Source organism: Legionella cardiaca (genome assembly GCF_029026145.1).
Classification (GTDB): Bacteria; Pseudomonadota; Gammaproteobacteria; order Legionellales; family Legionellaceae; genus Tatlockia; species Tatlockia cardiaca.
This window is the reverse complement of the sequence record NZ_CP119078.1, coordinates 1192770-1211262: the sequence shown is the minus strand read 5'-3', so window position 1 is coordinate 1211262 and position 18493 is coordinate 1192770. Positions and strand designations below refer to the sequence as shown.

Genomic DNA, 18493 nt, shown 5'->3' with positions numbered 1-18493 from the left:
GAATTCTGCGTAACCATGGTCGTTGGGCTTATAAACAAGCCCAACAGAAAGCCATTAACACAGATCACTAAACTCGTCTCTAGCGTGGCAACACTGCTGCGCTTTATTTCTGTTAACAAATTCACTTTAACGATTATTTTTGTACGATATAATAACTATTCAATATATCGTGTTCTAAATAATGTCGGGAAATTTTTGTAAATCCAGCATCCCGCAACATCTCTTCGGCCAGCTCCTCTCCCCATGCAGCTCCAAGCCCTGCACCATTTTGAGACAAGGAAACAGTCATACAATGCATACAAGAAATTGTATAAACGAACGGTGCTATAGGATTCCCAATATTTTTTTCTACAGCGGTTGAAGTTCTGATATCTTGCATAAGAAAAAAACCATCCGGCTTCAGTGCATCGTACACTCCTTGTAAAACATCTTTTGGTTTTGCCTGATCATGAATAACATCAAAAGCAGTAATCAAATCATATACTTCCTTTTCATGCCAATTGGCTAGATCTTTTTGGATAAAATCGATATTGGTCAATGCGTTTTCTTTAGCTAGCTTCTGCCCATGCTCAATCGTTTCAGTACATAGATCATAGCCAACAAAATGGCTTTTAGGATACGTTTTTGCCATATGAAGAAGTGCATGACCATAACCACAACCAATATCCAATACACGAATACCCCTTTCTAATTTAGGTACTAACCCATTTACTAATGGTAAAATACTATCAATCAGGGCAGATAAAATTGTTTGTGCGCTTTCTTCTGCCATTACCTCATGAAATCGTGGATAAGCTTCATAAGGTACCCCACCACCGTTAACAAATGAATCCACAAGTGCATCCTCTACATTTGCAAGAACGGGAATAAATTGAGCCATTACAGCTAAATTATTGGGGGAGGCTTTTCTAGTGAGAAATGCGGCATGTTCCAAGGGTAAGTAATATTTTTTTTCATTCATGTCATAGTGAATAATGCCACCAGTGACTAATGCGTTAAGCCACTCACGAACATAACGCTCATTCAAATTAGCCTCTTTTGCAATTTCAGAACTCGTCGCAAAAGACATCTTACTCATTGCATCAAACAGCCCTGTCCGATGCCCAATTGATAACATCAATGTCAATGCAGCTTGATTCATCATAGTTAGTACATTTTCGGCAAACTTATCTGCTGTTGCTTGATTAAATTCTGCGGCTCTCATGGTGGCTCTCCTTAAATAATCATTCCCTTTGACATGATGATTAAATAATTTGTAGCCTTGACGCCGCTGATAATTATAAGGACCAGATGAAAATCTTGATTTTGCTGCTCGACATCAAAGCTACATCTGTATACTTCCATTAAATTCTGTATATATTAAATTTACTTACAAGTTTAAACACCCTACATTCAATTTTAGGCAACTTCTTTAATAATCTGTAGATACTGTCTTTCAATAGTGTCTGCAATATTCTAGTTTATCTCTGTTTATTTTGATAATATATAAACCATTTTGAGCAAAATCACACTCTCATGAAAAAACAGTTTAAAATTTTTTTACCTATCCCATCAGTAAAAACTCTATCCCTTGGTGGGGGTGGAGCCAGAGGCGCAGTCTATGCTCCGGTTTTGGGGTATTTAGAGGAAACAGATGTTTTATCAGGTATTGAATGTGTCTATGGAGTATCTGCTGGAGCCATCACATCTTTGCTTATAAGTTACGGCGCTACTGCTGAAGAAATTAATGAGCTGACTCAAACAGATTTCCGTTCTCTCCTTACAGACTGGAGCATATTCAGAGGTGGAAAAGGAATTTATTATACGACTCAATTAAAACACATGATTGAAGAGAATGGAAAACGATTTTTCTTAAAGCGACTCATGGAAGCTAAGGAAATTTGTCAAACCAATAAAAATGAAGGTTTACTAAAACAAATCATGATGTTGGAAACCCATCAAGATAAAATTACATTTGAGGATTTGGAAAAGCTGAAAAATGTGTTTAATGAGTTAGGCTTTCTTAACAAGGTGAAATCATTGTCTGTTTTAGCGGTAAGTCTGGCCGATGGTAAACCGCATCTATTCTCTTACTCCACTCATAAAGACATTCGCATTGTGGATGCAGTCGCAGCCTCTTGTGCTATACCTCCGGTTTTTAAACCTCATTATATTAATATAGGCGGTCAAGAAGTTGCCTTTGTTGACGGAGGTATGTATCGCAGTCTGTTAACGCCGACGCATCAAACTGCCTTTGCTACTGATCTTGAGAAACGGCTTGATAGCCTCTTACTGCTATTATTGCCTGAGGATGAGGCCAACATGCACACCTATGGCCCGGGCAAACCATTAAATTTTATAATGGCTTTTATTGGTTATTTAATAAAAATCTTTTTTGGAGCCAATGGCGTGAGCGGTCGTTATGAGATGCAAAAAAGCGTTAAGGAATATGGTCCTAATGTAGTATCCATGAATGTAGATATTAAGCCCAATGATTTCGGGGTCTCTACAGATAGAAAGAAAGCCGCAGGCGAAAAAGCAGTTGAAAGCATTAAAAATTATTTTGCACTCCGAAGAGATAGCGATTCCGGTTATTTGCTTGAAGGCTCTTTTATTTTTTGCTTATATCAAGTACCTCTTCATCAATTTCAAATTGCAAAAGAAGAACTTGTCAAACAACTAGACGCAGAATCTGAAGAAGAAAAAAACTTTTTTATATCCATGGCTCAAAAAATTAGCGACCACCGAACTATGCAGAAACAATGGGAAGAGCAGATTAGCGAGGAAATTAAAATAACCATCCAGCTCTTGAAGCAAAACCCCGCTGAAGCAGAAAGTGCAGGATTAAATCGATTAAATAATCTCTTGGAGAACTATTGTACTCTTCCTTTTGAAATGCAAGATCAACAAATTTTTGACATCAATAGGGAGCGTTTGCTCAATGGAACCCAATACCAATTAAAGGAATTATTTTCATTGTTAGAAACACAACAAATTTCTCTGCCAACCGGAGGCTTGTTGGAAGATTTGTTACACAATAGTCAAATACAATCGTTATCAATGGGATAATGACGAGTTATATATCAATCAGTAGAAGGTTGCGTTCATACAACCTTCTACTGATTTAATTATGCTTCGAGCAAAAGCTTATTAACCCGGCTAACAAAATCAGCTGGATTATCTAATTGTCCTCCTTCAGCCAAAACTGCCTGCTCAAATAACATAACCACCCACTCAGCAAAACGACTATCATCCGTAATGCCGTGCAAGCGCTTAATCAAAGTATGTTCAGGATTAATCTCAAATATTGGCTTGATATCGGGCAATTGTTGACCTGCAGCTTGTAAAATACGTTGCATTTCCAATCCCATGTCATTTTCATCCGCCACAATACATGCTGGCGAATCGGTTAGGCGATTTGTTAATTGCACATCTTTAATTTTGTCAGCTAAAACTTCCTTAATATGTTTCAACATAGGGGCTAATGATTCCTCTTGCTGTTTAATTTCTGGTGCATCTTCTATATCTAAATCAATTTTACCTTTGCTAATTGACTGTAGCTTTTTACCATCAAATTCACTTAAATAACTGACTAACCATTCATCAATACGATCACCGAGCAAGAGAACTTCAATATCTTTTTTCTTAAAAATTTCAAGATGAGGACTATGCTTTGCCGCATTATAGCTTGATGCAGTGAGATAATAGATTTTATCTTGCCCCTCTTTCATGCGAGAAACATAATCTGTCAATGAAACATTTTGTTTTTCAGAATCATTCTTGGTTGTAGTAAAACGCAACAATTTAGCAACTGCTTCGCGGTTACTATAATCCTCAATAGGGCCCTCTTTCAGCACTAAACCAAATTGATCCCAAAATTTTTGATAAGTCTCTTGATCTTGAGTACTAAGTTTCTCCAGCATTGAAAGCACACGTTTAGTAGATGCTGACTTAATCGCTTCAACCTGCTTATTTTCCTGTAAAATTTCGCGTGACACGTTTAAGGGCAAATCACTCGCATCAATGATTCCTTTTACAAAGCGCAGGTATCTTGGTAAAAATTGAACAGCATCATCCATAATGAAAACGCGTTTTACATAAAGTTTTAGACCATGCTTCGTTTCCTGCTGCCATAAATCAAAGGGCGCATGAGAAGGAATATATAATAAACTGATATAATCTTGTTTCCCTTCAACATGATTGTGAGACCAGGTTAACGGCTCCTGGAAATCATGAGAGATATGTTTATAGAGCGTTTTATAATCTTCATCACTGATTTCAGATTTCTGTAATGTCCAAAGTGCGGTTGCTTTATTCACTGTTTCAAAATCATTGGATTCCTTACCGTCCTCTTCTCTTTTTTTCATAATGATTGGCCAGCAGATGTGGTCCGAATACTTAGTAATGACATTGCGCAGCCGCCAATCACTTAAAAACTCATCCTGATCTTTCTTCAGATGTAATATTACCTCTGTACCCCGCTCTGCTTTCTTTTCCTGGCTTATAGTAAATTCGCCCTCGCCATTAGACTGCCAAACAATTCCGTCTTCGGGTTTCAGGCCTGCCTTGCGACTTTTTACTGTCACCTTATCAGCAACAATAAATGCTGAGTAAAAACCCACCCCGAATTGACCAATTAGGTGAGCATCTTTAGCCCCTTCGCCAGTTAGATGACTAACGAACTCTTTTGTTCCTGATTTAGCAATAGTACCTAAATTTTCCACCGCCTCATCCCAGCTTAAGCCAATGCCATTGTCTTTGATACTGATGGTTTTATTTTTTTCATTAAAATCAATAGAGATACGTAAATCAGAATCATCTTCATAGAGAGCAGAATCTGAAAGAGCAAGAAAACGCAGTTTGTCTAAAGCATCCGAAGCATTAGAAATTAATTCGCGTAAAAATATCTCTTTATTTGAATAAAGAGAATGAACCACTAAGTGCAACATTTGCTTTACTTCAGTTTGAAAACCCATCGTTTGCTGCTTACTTGCCATTTATAAATCTCCAAATTTCTACAAAAAATAGTCTATTAGGTCATGTTATATGAGGGTTATATCGATAATTTCAAGAGGGAATTTCGTTATTTCCAGCACTTCTAAATCTTGTGGTCAGGATGGATATAAGGTCTATGCATATAAAAGATTACTGGTTTGCTGGTAAAAAGAACACTGTCTTTTTCATCAAGTACTTCTACAACTAAATTATGCGTACCTCGCTCAATCCCATTCAGGATGAAAGTCAATGTTGTTTTAGACTGCTTCACTTTTTTCCCATCCAAAACTAGTATTAATTGATAATTAGGCCTCAACAACTGGTTAATATGTACATTGACGATTAATTTCCCCTGATTATTACGAATAGTCGCTTTATCTTCAGGTTGAATAATAGTGAGTTCATAAGGTTGTAATTTCTGCTGCTGATTAACAACCTTCTCTTTTTTTGCTGGTACTGGGACTAAATTATATTGTGTGGCAGGCAATTTAATATGGTTGCCACCTTCATGAGGAGAATCACTAAAATGAGTAATACCCTGGTCATCAATCCATTTGTAAATTTCAGCAAACAAAGGATTAATGACCAGAAACAATAAAATGGCGAAATACTTCACTATTTAGAGACTGTAATACCATTCAAATTCAAGTGGATGAACCATGCTTCGAATTAGCGATATTTCCTGTTGGCGAAGTTCAATATAACTATTGATGAAATCCTTGGAGAATACATCGCCTTGTAATAAAAATTCCTGATCTTGCTGCAGATGATATACAGCCTGTTCCAGAGAGTTGCACACTGTGGGTACATCAATTAATTCCTCTGGTGGTAAATCATACAAATCTTTGTCCATTGGTTGTCCAGGATGGATTTTTTTCTGTATTCCATCAAGTCCAGCCATCATCATTGCGGAAAAAGCAAGGTAGGGATTCGCCATAGGATCAGGGAAACGGACTTCAATGCGACGTGCCTTCGGACTGCTAACGTGTGGAATACGAATTGCCGCAGAACGGTTACGAGCTGAATAAGCCAGAAGTACAGGCGCTTCAAAACCAGGAACTAACCGCTTGTAGCTGTTGGTTGCGGGGTTAGTCAATGCGTTTAGAGCACGAGCATGCTTGATAATGCCACCAATATAATAAAGTGCTGTTTCTGATAAACCTGCATATTGATCACCGGCAAATAAGTTTACACCATCCTTCACCAATGATTGATGGCAATGCATCCCGTTACCATTATCACCAACTAAGGGTTTTGGCATAAAGGTTGCTGTTTTACCGTAATTGTGTGCCACGTTGTGAATTACATATTTTAATAGCTGCATCTCATCTGCTTTCTTAGTCAAACTATTAAACTTGGTTGCTACCTCACATTGGTTAGCAGTAGCGACTTCATGATGATGAGCCTCAACAACCATCCCTAATGATTCTAGTGTCAAACAAATAGCTGAACGAATATCCTGTGAAGAGTCTACAGGTGGCACAGGGAAATACCCGCCTTTAACACTTGGTCTGTGTCCAATGTTACCGCCTTCAAAAACCTTGGCTGAATTCCACTGACCTTCATCCGACTCTATTTCGTAAAATGCTCCATGAATATTGTTGCCCCAACGCACGCTATCAAACAGGAAAAATTCAGGTTCAGGTCCAAAAAGCGCTTCGTCGGCAATCCCGGTTGATTTCAAATAGATTTCAGCTCGTCGTGCTATTGAGCGAGGATCCCTGTCATAACCCAACATGGTTTGTGGATCGACAACATCACAGCGAACAATAAGTGTATTATCTTGGTAAAAGGGGTCTGGTAGAGTAGTCGTTAAATCAGGTATAAGCGCCAGATCCGATTGATGAATCTTCTGCCATCCCTTAATAGACGAACCATCAATCATCTTTCCATTTTCAATAAAATCATCATCCACTGCAGATACTGGAATTGTTATATGCTGTTCCTTCCCGCGAGTATCGGTAAATCGCAAATCAATAAATTTAGCATCATGTTCTTTTATTGCCGCAAGTAGTATATCTTTACTCATTTTTCTCTCCAAGATTAGCCACCGCTAGTCTACCTTAAGTGACTTACGAAACCCAATAGATTAAACTGGTTTATCAGTAAACTATTTTTAATTATTATGGGCGCCTATCATTACCAAGCGCTAAACAAAACTGGAAATATCACCAAAGGCGTTATTGAAGCTGATTCAGAACGCCATGCACGCCAATTATTGCGTGAACGTGGGATGATCCCAACTCAAATTCGCACCTTGGCTAAACAGCAGCAAGCTCGAAAAAAAGATAAACTGTCGGCGCAAGAATTAGCGCTATTAACTCGACAATTAGCTACTTTACTTGCAGCAGGGATTCCTGTTGAAGAGTCGTTACGTGGTGTAAGTGAGCAAACCGAAAAAGATAAGGTACGTGAATTAATTATAGGTGTTCGTGCGAAAGTTGTAGAAGGATATGCCCTTGCGCAAGCAATGGGAGAGTTTCCAAATGCCTTTCCGGAACTATATCGAGCAACTGTCGGAGCCGGCGAACAAACCGGACGATTAGATTTAGTACTTGAAAAACTGGCTGACTACACTGAGAATCAGCAAGAAACCAGACAAAAAATTCAACAGGCCTTGATTTATCCTTCACTAATGATTATCGTTTCCACGGCAATTATTAGTTTCTTGTTAGCTTTTGTTGTTCCCAAAATTATTGAAGTATTCACCAGTAGCGGCCAATCCTTACCAGCAATGACCCAGGTATTGATTACTATCAGCGAATTTATTAAATCCTATGGGCTAATTGTTCTATTAATAATTATTGCGCTTTTAGTTGCATTCAAGAAAAGCCTTGCCAACGTTAACATTCGCACAGGCTGGCATAGAATTCTGTTAAAATTGCCCATTACGTCTTATCTTGTTCGCTCAGTCAATGTGGCGCGTTATATTCATACTTTTGGGATTTTATTTGCCGCAGGGGTTAGTGTTCTTGAAACGATGCGAGTTTCTGCGAGTTTGATTACAAATCTTGTGATGCGAAATGCATTTGATCAAGCCACTATCCGCGTTCGTGAGGGAACAGCGATAAATCAGGCACTTAAAGAAACTGGTTTTTTAAGTCCTATGGCAACACATCTTATTGCAAGCGGTGAAAAAAGCGGACAGATTGCCATAATGATGGAGCGTGCGGCTTCTCATCTGGATAGTGAAGTAAAACGCTTAATCGATACAGCATTAACGTTGCTTGAGCCGATGGTTATTTTATTTATGGGGGCAGTTGTTCTATTTATTGTTTTAGCAACCCTGCTCCCTATTTTCTCTATGGAGCAATTAGTAAGTTAGATATTTAAATTCAGTCAATTAGGAGTTTTTTAATGAGTAAACAAAGCGGCTTTTCATTAATTGAAATTATGGTTGTAGTGGTTATTCTTGGTATTCTTGCCTCAATTGTTGTGCCTAAAATTATTAGCCGCCCAGATGAGGCTAGAGTTGTTAAAGCAAAACAAGACGTATTAGCTATTCAAAATGCACTCGATCTTTATAAATTAGATAATGGCGTTTATCCAAGCACTGACCAGGGTTTAGTAGCCCTCGTTGAAAAGCCAACCAGCAATCCCATTCCAAGAGATTGGAAACAATATCTGCAGTCCCTCCCTAAAGATCCATGGGGCAGAGATTATTTATATTTAAATCCAGGAGAACATGGTGAAGTGGATGTTTTCACATTGGGTGCTGATGGACAACCCGGAGGTACTGGAATCAATGCTGAAATAGGTAATTGGAATGCGCGCTAAGGGTTTTACCCTTATCGAAATTTTGGTGGTACTGATTATTATTGGTATCACCATAGGATTTGCTTTACTTTCTTTTGGCGATTTTGGCGCCTCCAGACGAGCAGTGGTGTCTGCTGAACAGTTTGCAAACTATATTAAACTCACTCAACATCGCGCCATACTGGAAATGACCCCGTTGGGAATTACCATTAACAAAGAAAACTTTCAAACCTTCAGATTTGAACAAAACGTATGGAAACCTATGGTAGAGAAAACAATATTTCGTACCCAATATTTTCCAAGTAATATTACTGTTAATTTGCAAAGGATGCACACTATTACTAAAAATCCAGACATTATCATTAGCGCTTCAGGAGATATCACTCCTTTTAGCTTGGATTTTGGTACGAATCAAAAACCAAAACTTGCTACTGTTGTTGGCAAACCTAATGGCATCGTCACTGTATTATTACCGCGAACACCATGAAAAAATTCTCTTCCCCCAAGCAATGTGGTTTTACACTGATAGAAGTTCTTATTGCTCTATCTGTTATTGCCATTGCTTTAACCGCCCTTCTTAAAGCAACTGCACAAAATGTTGCAAATACGCAACGACTGCAAGAAAAAACCATCAGTCATTGGATTGCTATCCAAGGTGTGACCATGGTCCAATTAGGTCTATTAACGGTTACACCAAGCAAAGAAGTAACCCAAATTACAAACATGCTTGGGCAACGCTGGTACTGGCGAGTAAAAATTAACGCGACACCAATCAAGTCAGTACAGCAAATTACGATAACAACGAGTAAAAATCAGGCAGGGCCTTTCACTAATCCCCTAATTGCTTTTCGGTATTTAAATGAGTAAAAAAGCAGGTTTTACATTAATTGAAATTCTTATAGCTCTGGCCGTGTTTGCTATTCTTGCAACCATTACCTCTTCTGCAATGTATTATTCATTTAATACGAAAGCCCGAGTTAGTCAACAAGCCGAGCGTCTTAACATTTTGCAATTAGCCGTCATTCTGATGCAAAGAGATTCGATACAAATTATCCCACGCTCTATTCGCGGTAATGAAATGCATCTGTTTCCTGCCTTTATTGGTCAACCTCAATATCTTGAATTTACTCGAGTTGGTGTGGAAAATCCCAATAGCCAGGAAAAGCGTAGTACTCTTCAACGTATTGCTTACGTTTGCCATGATAATCAATTGTTGCGTCGAAGCTGGCAAGTTCTTGATCCGGTAAATCGTGATCATTATAGCGATAAAGTACTTATTGATAATCTCCTTGCTTGTCGTTTTGCATACCTGAATCAGACGCTACAGGTTTTGCCAGAATGGCGAGAGAATGCTTTGCAGCAAAATCAGCGAGCCGAGCCTCTTCCCAAAGCCATTCAATTAAATCTTACATTAAAAGACTGGGATAAAATGAGCCTGCTCTTTGCCATTCCTGAGGCACTATATAGTGAACATTAAAACCAAACAGCAAGGAAGTGCGCTAATCTCGGCCTTGTTTATTATGACAATGGTTGCCATCGCCGCAACAGCGATGAGCACACGTCTCCAACTTGATATTTATCGAACCCGTCTAAGCATACTCAGCGATAAACTTTATTTAGCATCTCAAGCAGTTTCTTTTTGGGCGCTAAGTGAATTAGCGGATAAAAAACATCGCTATACAGTGGGTGATCGATTTGGAAAAGTTCTTGATTTTCCCCCAAAATTACAAACCATCTATCCTGAGTTAAAAATTAAGGGCGGTTTATATGATCTACAGGCTCAATTTAATCTGAATAATTTAGCAGATAAAACCTATGCAGCGACTTTTTTAAAACTTTTAGATGTAATACCGACAAAATTAAATCCTACACAACGCGGAGAAATGATTTTGACGATGCGTGATTGGATGACTCCTTATCAGCCTGGCCGTGGGCAGGATGAATTTATTAATTATTATTTACATCAAAAGCCCCCTTATTATCCAGGACAACAATTGTTGCAACATCCATCCGAACTGCGTTTACTAAAAAATGTCGATGCGAAGCTTTATATGACACTGCAAAGCTACCTGACCGCACTGCCAGAAACAACCCCTATTAATATCAATACAGCATCTAAAGAAGTATTAACCAGCTTGGGCAATGGTTTAAATAATGAGCAAGTTCGTGAATTACTTACTGCCCGTGGTGAAAATGGTATTCAAGATTTAAAAGATATTGGACCGTTATTACAAAAATTAAATATTCGCAATGAACAAATCACGATTGATAGTCAGTATTTTTTAAGCGTCGCCACTGTTTCAAGTGAGGAATTAAACTTGACAACCTATACCATCATTAAACGCAGTAAAGACAAAAAAGGCAATATTGCGGTAAGTATACTTAGGGAGAGTTTGAATACACCTTAGTACGCATTCTCTCCTAATTTATGCATTATTAAGCATTTTTAACTGCTGTGTTAATGCACCATAAGCAGCTTCAATATTAATATAAACTTTATTTCCCAAGTAGTAGGATAAAGAACCATCATTCGTTGCTTTGTTAGCTTGTAGGGCTACATTAAACTGCAATTTTTTCAAACGACTAAAATCTCGCCGTTGAGTCACAAAATAAAAATTGCGATAACTTGATGTGGGAATATAATTCAACGCCTTGGCATCGCCGGCTAAGGGATGGCGTGGAAAATATTCTTTAATGGAATACCCACGATTATTATGAACAGCAATTACTTTCCCTGGTGGAATTAAACATATAATTTTTCGCGCAAGCTTCCTAACTTCCTGGTGGGCCTCAAAAGAATAGGGACCAAATTGTTTAAGCGTTTTAGTAATACCTGCATTGGTAAAAATACGGTTTGGATCAAATTCGTAACGAACACGATTTAAGTGAAAGACAATATTACGATTACCAGAATGTTTTAATGTAATCAGAGTACCACCGTGACGTTTCACATAGATTTTGGCTGCTTGTAACGCCGTGACTTCGTTCTCATGCAAATGAACAAACGTTTTACCATGGCCAATTTGCTTTATAATGTTAACGTTTGTATCACCAAGTTTGACAGTATAGTTTTTTGCATGAATCAAGCTACTTATTGTTAGCAGAAGATAAGCAAAATATTTCATAGACAATGTGAATAAATACGAATTATGCAGGCATTATACGTGATTGGTAGTCAATTTATCAAACTTGTGACTTTTTTACCCAAATCTTGATCATAACCAATTTGAGTCGCTTGTGAGGGGATATCGAATATCAAGCGACATGATTTAAAATTGGGCGACCGATGGGTTAATTAGGTTTTGGTTTTCTCTTTCATTAGATTCACTGACTTCGATTACTTGCTTAACCTCTGAAGGCAGCAATACCTCATGAATAAATTGGATACGCTTTGCTAGTGGATCTTTTTCCGCCACATTAATTTTCTGTAATTGTGTTAACAACTCAACAACAGTCTGGATTTCTCCTTTGTTAATTTTTTTAACGATGGCACCAATCTCTTGGCTATAAAGTTTTTTCCAAGAACCTGAAAATATACGAGGACTTACATAATCTTTAAGTAAAATGTTTGCTTTCTCCAAGTTACTATCACATTTCTCACATACTTTATTGTAACGTTGAAATTGTTTGGTGAGTGGATGTTCCTTACTTATTCGTTCAGTATCTTGTTCCCGCGTAATTTCAGCTTTTTCCATTTTCTTAAATAAAGAGCTTAGATAATATTTTGCGACTCTTAATAAGTCTCTGAACGTTGGTGATGGATTGAAGTTGTTTGTTTTTGCTTTTGTAGAGCAAACCGTATAAGCATCGACCATTTCCATTGCTACCTCGGGAGCAATTCCCTTTTTGTGGAGAATTTCTTGCATTTCCTTTGGCGTGTAAGGATTCAATATGGCCTTAATCAGGCGCCTGCCAAGCGCATTTCCCATGGCTAAACGCCCTGCCATTGTGATTGGATTTTGTGTGCCGATTAATAAAAAACCAGGGTGCATGGGAGATTTTCCTTCAGGTGTTTTGCCCATTAATAAATCATTCAATAAACGCTCCATCATCGGCGAGCTATTGATTTCATCAATGATAACAACAGCCCCCTCGTCAAATGCTTTCAATAATAAGCGCTTTTTATCTTCATACTGCATGCTAACAGGCATACGATAAAAGATTTTTTGTGGTTTTGTTATGGATTCCAGTACCTCAGATTTTTTATCCAGCAGAACTGCCTCTTTGTATCCATGAGCGATCAATGTTGCAATGACCATTTCACTTTTACCAATACCTGGTTCACCTTCCAAAACAATGCCATTAATTCCGCCGTATTTTTGAGCTTTATTTGTCGTTGTCTGGCGAAGCATACGCAGTTGCAATAACTCATCTAATTGGCGATGAATTTCCTGACGAGAAGGCGCTATAAGAAAATCTGTTGTACGCTCCTCCTCAACAAAAATGCTGTTTAATGAGGCCACTGATTCAAATTGCTCTTTGAATTTTTTTTCCAACATCGACGGTACAAGTGTTTTACCAAGTTGATAAGCATAATGTTTGGCAAGGCTTTCTAAATCAGCATTAACTCCTTGCTCATAGGCAGACAATGCCAACAGTGCCATCATCTGAATTTCACGTGGAGAAATAAGAACTTCATCTTTGGAGTGCTCACAAAGAAAACGATAAACTTTCAATAGCGGTTCAGCGATAGATAAGGTTTGATTTTCAATATTCGTACCAATAAAAATGGGTTTAATTATTTCTTCATAAATAAATTCTTGCGGCATGGGTTCAAATAAAACTGCATTACCATGTTGTGCAAAAAATGGAGCAAGTTGACGTTCTCCCCCATAATTTAATGGATTCCCCGCAAAAATAACCTTATGTTTATCGGTTAAAGGATAATATTTGCCATTAATTAAAATTCCAGGGGGCTTGTTGAATAATCCTTCAAACTCGCTCCACTGACGACTTTCAATATTGGCTTCGTCAATAAATAAAATTTTTCTTGCATTAGAAGAGTCCTGCGCCCACGCAAGAATCTGAGACTCGCCTTGATAAAGTGTATTATTTTTATCGTGTAAATATTTTTCAACAAAGGTTGATTTACCCACTGCCGTCAAACCAGTTAGAAAAGCATAAGGGCTCCTCTTAAGTATGCGATTAACCGCCTCCAAGCGTTGAGCTGTAAAAATATCAGCCTTTTCCTTACTATTCATTGCATTAAAGTCTGTAAAACGTATTGCTATTGGTAAGTCATGCATGCCTTGCCAGGCATCATCGCTTGATCTTTCGGGATGATCCTGAAAAAAATAAAGCCTTGCTTTAAGTTGATTGAGTGATTCTTGTTCCCATTGCTCCTTAGTCAAGCAATTAAGAAGCTCTCGTGGAAACTCTTGTGATAGGCAATCATCGATGTCTTTGATACTCACATCATCACGCAAAGGATCAAAGTAATTAAACGCGCTGGTATCCTCACTGACTAAAATCAATTGTCCTTCTGGCTCTTTTGTTGTCTTACGGGCAAGCAGAAGAGACGCTAAAGAATCACCGAGTTCTTTGGAAAATTTTCCTTTTAAAATGACCTTTTTCTTTGTAGCTAGAGCTGTTAAGAGTGCTTTTTCACTTTGATTGAATTCAAATTTCAATTTTTCCGTATTGAATTTTCCTTCTATAGCAACAAGCAGATCCGCGCTTTGACATTCAGTAACATCAATCACTTGCCAGTCAAGGTCATTCTTGGTGAGTTTCTTAACTGTAACATTGACCTCATTGCTGGCAATCACCATCGTAGAGTCAAGTTCACCCATCCAAAGTTTACTGATGGGCATTTCGCCAGAGGGCACTTTGTACTTCAGCAATGAAGGAACACTAACGCCTGCCGCAATGTGACAGGTTAATTTAACCTGGTGCTTTTGACAGGCGCTCAAAAGCATGGCCCATTCGTCATCAGAAAGAGGTGATGTTACATTAACTTCCAGCTCTTTGTGAGAAAAACATTCGATAACACCAGGTGTTTGATCGAGTGTATTATTGGTATTATCACATTGATAGCAATTAAAAAATTCGCTAAAACAGGTGCTATTAAGCACTTTGGCATTTGGCGAACAACCAGCACGCATTGTCACCTGCTGACCTAATGCGCTCCAGTCGTAACCTTCACTTTTTAACAATTGCAAATTTGCCGGTATTTCTATTGTTTGTCCCAGCTGATGAACTTTCTTATGGATCTGTGCAGAAAGCCAAAATTGGACAAAACGTTCATCTTCCCAAGGTGCATTCTGCAACTCAATGGGTAAACCCGATTTTAAAGCATTGGCTAACTCGCCTTCTTCAAAATAAAGATTATCTTTATGAAGCACCCAACGTCCTAAAAGTCGTTCCTCCCAATCGGAGGCATGATAAAGATTAAGAGGAAAAGACGGACCTGAGTTTTGAGCACTCTCTAATACAGCTAAAGAAGGCGCTGAATCCTGCAACAAAACAGACGCTAATGGAAACGTTTGCACGTCATCAAATCGTGAGTAAAAATCCTCCCCTTGATAGCTTTGCGGTTTATGGGGATTGGTCAGACCAATTATCGACGTTGATTCGGGTAAAAGTGTACCATCAGCATGACGTATATCATCAAGCAAACCATTAAATCGCACGATATCATCGGCACTAAAATGAGCATAATTTATAATAAGAACCGGGGCTTCTGCAGTATGGCGATGGGCTTCTAAAAAATCATAAAGCGGACCACCCGGCCCTTGGCAAATTATCCCTTGTGTTCCTTTACGCTCAATAAAAGGTGCGGAGCAAACCAAATCATCAGGACTGTTAATATAATAGACAGGCTTTGATACATGCTGACAATAATTTTGCAAAACTAACTGAAGCGCATTTACATCATTGTCATTAGACAGTTCAATTAACTGTTTTTTACTATCATTTTTTTGCAGTAAATGCTGGCAATAATGCTCAATCGAAACAAAATTTAGTCGTCGCTTGCTCCATGTTTCAAGCCACGAAATAAATGGATTTCTTTTAATTGCTTGGGGTTTCGTTGTTTCATCCAGGATTAATTCAGCTGGATAACCTCCTAAATCACAGCCAACCCATTGATCATCATGGTAGATTTCCACATAAGAATGGCAGGTATTATTCATGATACGGACTGGATTATTTGGATAATTTTTTTCCATCCAATCTTTAAAAGCAATCGCTCGATGACGACATGCCCCCTTTTCTTGTTCTTGGATATAACGTAAATAGTCATAACCATTTGGATTTTCTTTATCTTTTTTCAGTGCTCCAGCACTGAAATGATTATAACGCGCAATCATTTCATTAATTGCCACAGGTAAGGTAGTTGTCTGATTTGGTACCTTAAGCAAAAAATCGATGGAGACTTCCTGGGTTCCTTTCTTAGAGCGAATATAATACTGGTTATCACGTAATGAATATTGAATTTCAACACCCAAGGTATCGGGTTCAATATGGTAATGAGTCATTTTCTCATTAGGTGACAAAGAAGCTAATGCTTGCCACTCTTGATTTAAGAGTAACTCTTGTTTTGCGTAATATCGGCGAAAATTTTCATTTTTTTTGAGCGACTCCCCAATAGCGAAAACATCATCGTTACACGCTTGGAGTTCAACTGCTACAAGCTCTGCTGATCCCTCTTTAGTCAATGTAAAGGCATCTTCCAGAGTACAAGGAGAGGAGGTTATTCGTACACCATTAAAGACTTTGAGGCGATCATAATTTACCGGAGGTAATGAATCATTTGCATCAATGGGGTAAAAAATTCGTTTAACATTAAATTTTTTGTCAGGGTTGATGCGTGTATCTGCATCAACTTTTTCAACCGTATCGATTTTATTGTTCAGAGGCTCCTGATGTATGGTTTTTTTATTGTCTTCTTCGAAGGGTATATGATTACTGACACCCTGTTCTGAAGCATAGTGAGCCAATTGACGTGATTTTAATAATTGCTCTAATTCTGCATCGATCACTAGCTCAGAACAATTACTAAAATCCATCTTGTTTAATCTTGGCGCTGATTGAATCAATCGTTTTAAGTTTTTGCAATCAATATTGCATTGCCGAAAACTTATTGTTTCAATTGATTCCAAGTTTAAGCTGTCGATTAAACTTTCCCAGTTCGCCTCACAGAGATCACAAGATAGATTCTTCAATTTTGTCGTTACGGAGAATAGTTTTTGCAAGTTCGCAGGAGGTAGACTTCCATCGATCGTTAAAGACTCGAGGTTGCTACAATTTAATTCATTAAAATCTTCTGTTAAATTCGTGCAAGAATTCAACTTTAGAGTTTTAAGGTTGGGTATTTTACTAAGGAGTACTTGAAATTGGGCTGAAGTGATTTCACTGCGATTTAAGGCCAAACTTTTAAGATTTGCGTAAATTGGCAACATCAAGAAAGCGTCTGCACTCTGTAAGGAATTACTAAATTTCAATGTTTCCAGATTGGGGGCATTCATAAGAATCTGCAAAAGATTATGTGCAGAAAGATTACTTCTTTGACAATCCAGCTTTCTAAGTGCTGCAAGCTCGACTGCATCCTCCCCTTCTTCAAGTTCATCTTGAGGTAATTTACAATTGATAAATATTAAAGAAGTTAGTTTTTTTGAGGAAAGTAGCTCTTTTAAGCTAAAAGCTTCAAGGTTCATATTCATAAAGTCTATTTTTTCAATCTCTGGAAAATGAACCTTAATTGCTGGGGTGCTCGAAAGCCCCCGACAAGATAAAAATAACTCTTTAAGATTTGTAGCTCCAGTAAGTAATGCCCCCAGATTTTCATTCGATACAACACAAGAATGTAGATCTAACTTCTCTAACTTGGGAAAGGTCTGGGGCAAAATTTTACCATCAACAAAATGACGACAAGCCACGAAAGATAATTCTGTTAACGCTTTTGGCTTAGAAAGGAGTTGATTCAACTCATCAGCGGTAACGAAAGAACTACTAAATCCGAGGGTGTCTACATCAGTAAGATCATTGATCTCGAAAATTAAATCATCAAGAACAAGTCGTCCATTTTTTAATAATTCTGCCGCTGCATCACTCCCCAACTGAAGAGAGCGATAATTATTTGTTGTTACCAGATGAGGAAGGTTTTGGCGTATCTTTGCGGTAAGGCGATTAGTTGTCAAAGAAAATTCATTGAGTACTAATTGTTCTATTTGGGGATTTGCGCGAGCAAGTGCATGGACAATTTCTTCAGCGGTCTTGTTAGCAATAAATTGGCTGTTATAAATTTTGCGCGGTTCTTCTGCTGTTTTTGGTTCCAATAAACAATTGAGTCGATAATCATCGAGAATACAGGTAGCTGGCTTTAGTAATTTTTTTTGCTCTACCGCTAGAGTCATCACCTCGTCTGACGGTATTGCCTTCATTGACCCTGCTTTAATGGTATGTATTGTTTCTTTTGTTAGCGGGGTAAATGTATTGTCTCGCCAGATGTAAATTTCAAAACCTGTTTCCAACAACTCATTTAACTTTAATTTAATGGCTTGCGTCTTCGAATAGGACCAGGATGAAAAGCTCCAATCCGCCAGGATGAGTGTTTTTTTTGTATCTTCCAGAATTGAACGGTTTAGACGCCAATAAGGTTGACTCTTTATTAAACGATTTATATCAGGATAACCAACTGGGGTATAGCTATATTGAGCCTGTGTACGTTTTTTTTGGTAATATAAGTCAATGTTATTACTCATCCACATTGCTCACAAATTGTTCATTTAAACATTATAGATTAAATATGCTCAATTTTAGA

At 38.1% G+C, this 18493-nt stretch carries 13 protein-coding genes; 7 read left to right on the top strand and 6 right to left on the bottom strand.

The annotated features are described in order from the left end of the window. Positions 1-133: 133 nt before the first annotated feature. A complete protein-coding gene (locus PXX05_RS05220) occupies positions 134-1204 on the bottom strand; it encodes a class I SAM-dependent methyltransferase (RefSeq protein WP_275090008.1) in 1071 nt (356 codons plus the stop codon). 311 nt (positions 1205-1515) lie between these two features. Here PXX05_RS05220 and PXX05_RS05215 point away from each other — a divergent pair, with 311 nt between their 5' ends. Next, on the top strand, positions 1516-3048 hold the full coding sequence (locus PXX05_RS05215) for a patatin-like phospholipase family protein (protein WP_275090007.1): 1533 nt from the start codon (positions 1516-1518) through the stop codon (positions 3046-3048). A gap of 59 nt (positions 3049-3107) precedes the next feature. Here PXX05_RS05215 and htpG read toward each other — a convergent pair whose 3' ends face one another. The 3 genes from htpG to glnA all read right to left on the bottom strand — a co-directional run bounded on the left by htpG (position 3108) and on the right by glnA (position 7003). Then, positions 3108-4976 carry a molecular chaperone HtpG gene (gene htpG, locus PXX05_RS05210; protein ID WP_275090006.1) on the bottom strand — a complete coding sequence of 623 codons (1869 nt, stop codon included), beginning with the start codon at positions 4974-4976 and terminating at the stop codon, positions 3108-3110. 101 nt (positions 4977-5077) lie between these two features. Then, positions 5078-5569 (bottom strand): DUF4124 domain-containing protein, encoded by a 492-nt coding sequence (locus tag PXX05_RS05205; protein WP_275090005.1) that lies wholly within the window; start codon positions 5567-5569, stop codon positions 5078-5080. Between the two features lie 24 nt (positions 5570-5593). Further along, a complete protein-coding gene (gene glnA / locus PXX05_RS05200; protein ID WP_275090004.1) occupies positions 5594-7003 on the bottom strand; it encodes a glutamate--ammonia ligase in 1410 nt (469 codons plus the stop codon). Between the two features lie 96 nt (positions 7004-7099). On the opposite strand from glnA, the gene lspF reads away from it, so the two are divergent. Genes lspF through gspK form a run of 6 tightly spaced genes read left to right on the top strand, consistent with a single transcriptional unit; the run spans position 7100 to position 11138 of the window. Then, on the top strand, positions 7100-8299 hold the full coding sequence (lspF, locus tag PXX05_RS05195; protein WP_275090003.1) for a GspF family T2SS innner membrane protein variant LspF: 1200 nt from the start codon (positions 7100-7102) through the stop codon (positions 8297-8299). Between the two features lie 32 nt (positions 8300-8331). Then, positions 8332-8751, top strand: a complete 420-nt coding sequence (lspG, locus tag PXX05_RS05190) for a GspG family T2SS major pseudopilin variant LspG (RefSeq protein ID WP_275090002.1) — start codon at positions 8332-8334, stop codon at positions 8749-8751. After that, positions 8741-9217 carry a type II secretion system minor pseudopilin GspH gene (gene gspH / locus PXX05_RS05185; protein WP_275090001.1) on the top strand — a complete coding sequence of 159 codons (477 nt, stop codon included), beginning with the start codon at positions 8741-8743 and terminating at the stop codon, positions 9215-9217. The genes lspG and gspH overlap by 11 nt, the downstream gene beginning before the upstream one ends. Then, positions 9214-9597 carry a GspI family T2SS minor pseudopilin variant LspI gene (lspI, locus tag PXX05_RS05180; protein WP_275090000.1) on the top strand — a complete coding sequence of 128 codons (384 nt, stop codon included), beginning with the start codon at positions 9214-9216 and terminating at the stop codon, positions 9595-9597. The genes gspH and lspI overlap by 4 nt, the downstream gene beginning before the upstream one ends. Then, a complete protein-coding gene (gene lspJ, locus PXX05_RS05175) occupies positions 9590-10207 on the top strand; it encodes a GspJ family T2SS minor pseudopilin variant LspJ (protein WP_275089999.1) in 618 nt (205 codons plus the stop codon). The genes lspI and lspJ overlap by 8 nt, the downstream gene beginning before the upstream one ends. Continuing rightward, positions 10197-11138: a type II secretion system minor pseudopilin GspK gene (gspK, locus tag PXX05_RS05170; protein ID WP_275089998.1), complete on the top strand. Its 942-nt coding sequence runs from the start codon at positions 10197-10199 to the stop codon at positions 11136-11138. Before lspJ ends, gspK begins: the two co-directional genes overlap by 11 nt. Positions 11139-11156: 18 nt before the next feature. On the opposite strand, the gene PXX05_RS05165 is transcribed toward gspK, so the two are convergent. After that, the gene (locus tag PXX05_RS05165; protein ID WP_275089997.1) at positions 11157-11855 is read right to left on the bottom strand and encodes a protein tyrosine phosphatase; all 699 of its coding nucleotides are present in this window, start codon (positions 11853-11855) and stop codon (positions 11157-11159) included. A gap of 144 nt (positions 11856-11999) precedes the next feature. Beyond that, the gene (locus PXX05_RS05160) at positions 12000-18434 is read right to left on the bottom strand and encodes a DUF5617 domain-containing protein (protein WP_275089996.1); all 6435 of its coding nucleotides are present in this window, start codon (positions 18432-18434) and stop codon (positions 12000-12002) included. Positions 18435-18493 lie beyond the last annotated feature (59 nt).

Bases quoted from the DNA above. Each gene is read 5' to 3' on its own strand.
- PXX05_RS05220 (WP_275090008.1), bottom strand. From the start codon at position 1,204: ATGAGAGCCGCAGAATTTAATCAAGCAACAGCAGATAAGTTTGCCGAA.
- PXX05_RS05215 (WP_275090007.1), top strand. From the start codon at position 1,516: ATGAAAAAACAGTTTAAAATTTTTTTACCTATCCCATCAGTAAAAACT.
- htpG (WP_275090006.1), bottom strand. From the start codon at position 4,976: ATGGCAAGTAAGCAGCAAACGATGGGTTTTCAAACTGAAGTAAAGCAA.
- glnA (WP_275090004.1), bottom strand. From the start codon at position 7,003: ATGAGTAAAGATATACTACTTGCGGCAATAAAAGAACATGATGCTAAA.
- lspF (WP_275090003.1), top strand. From the start codon at position 7,100: ATGGGCGCCTATCATTACCAAGCGCTAAACAAAACTGGAAATATCACC.
- lspG (WP_275090002.1), top strand. From the start codon at position 8,332: ATGAGTAAACAAAGCGGCTTTTCATTAATTGAAATTATGGTTGTAGTG.
- gspH (WP_275090001.1), top strand. From the start codon at position 8,741: ATGCGCGCTAAGGGTTTTACCCTTATCGAAATTTTGGTGGTACTGATT.
- lspI (WP_275090000.1), top strand. From the start codon at position 9,214: ATGAAAAAATTCTCTTCCCCCAAGCAATGTGGTTTTACACTGATAGAA.
- lspJ (WP_275089999.1), top strand. From the start codon at position 9,590: ATGAGTAAAAAAGCAGGTTTTACATTAATTGAAATTCTTATAGCTCTG.
- PXX05_RS05165 (WP_275089997.1), bottom strand. From the start codon at position 11,855: ATGAAATATTTTGCTTATCTTCTGCTAACAATAAGTAGCTTGATTCAT.
- PXX05_RS05160 (WP_275089996.1), bottom strand. From the start codon at position 18,434: ATGAGTAATAACATTGACTTATATTACCAAAAAAAACGTACACAGGCT.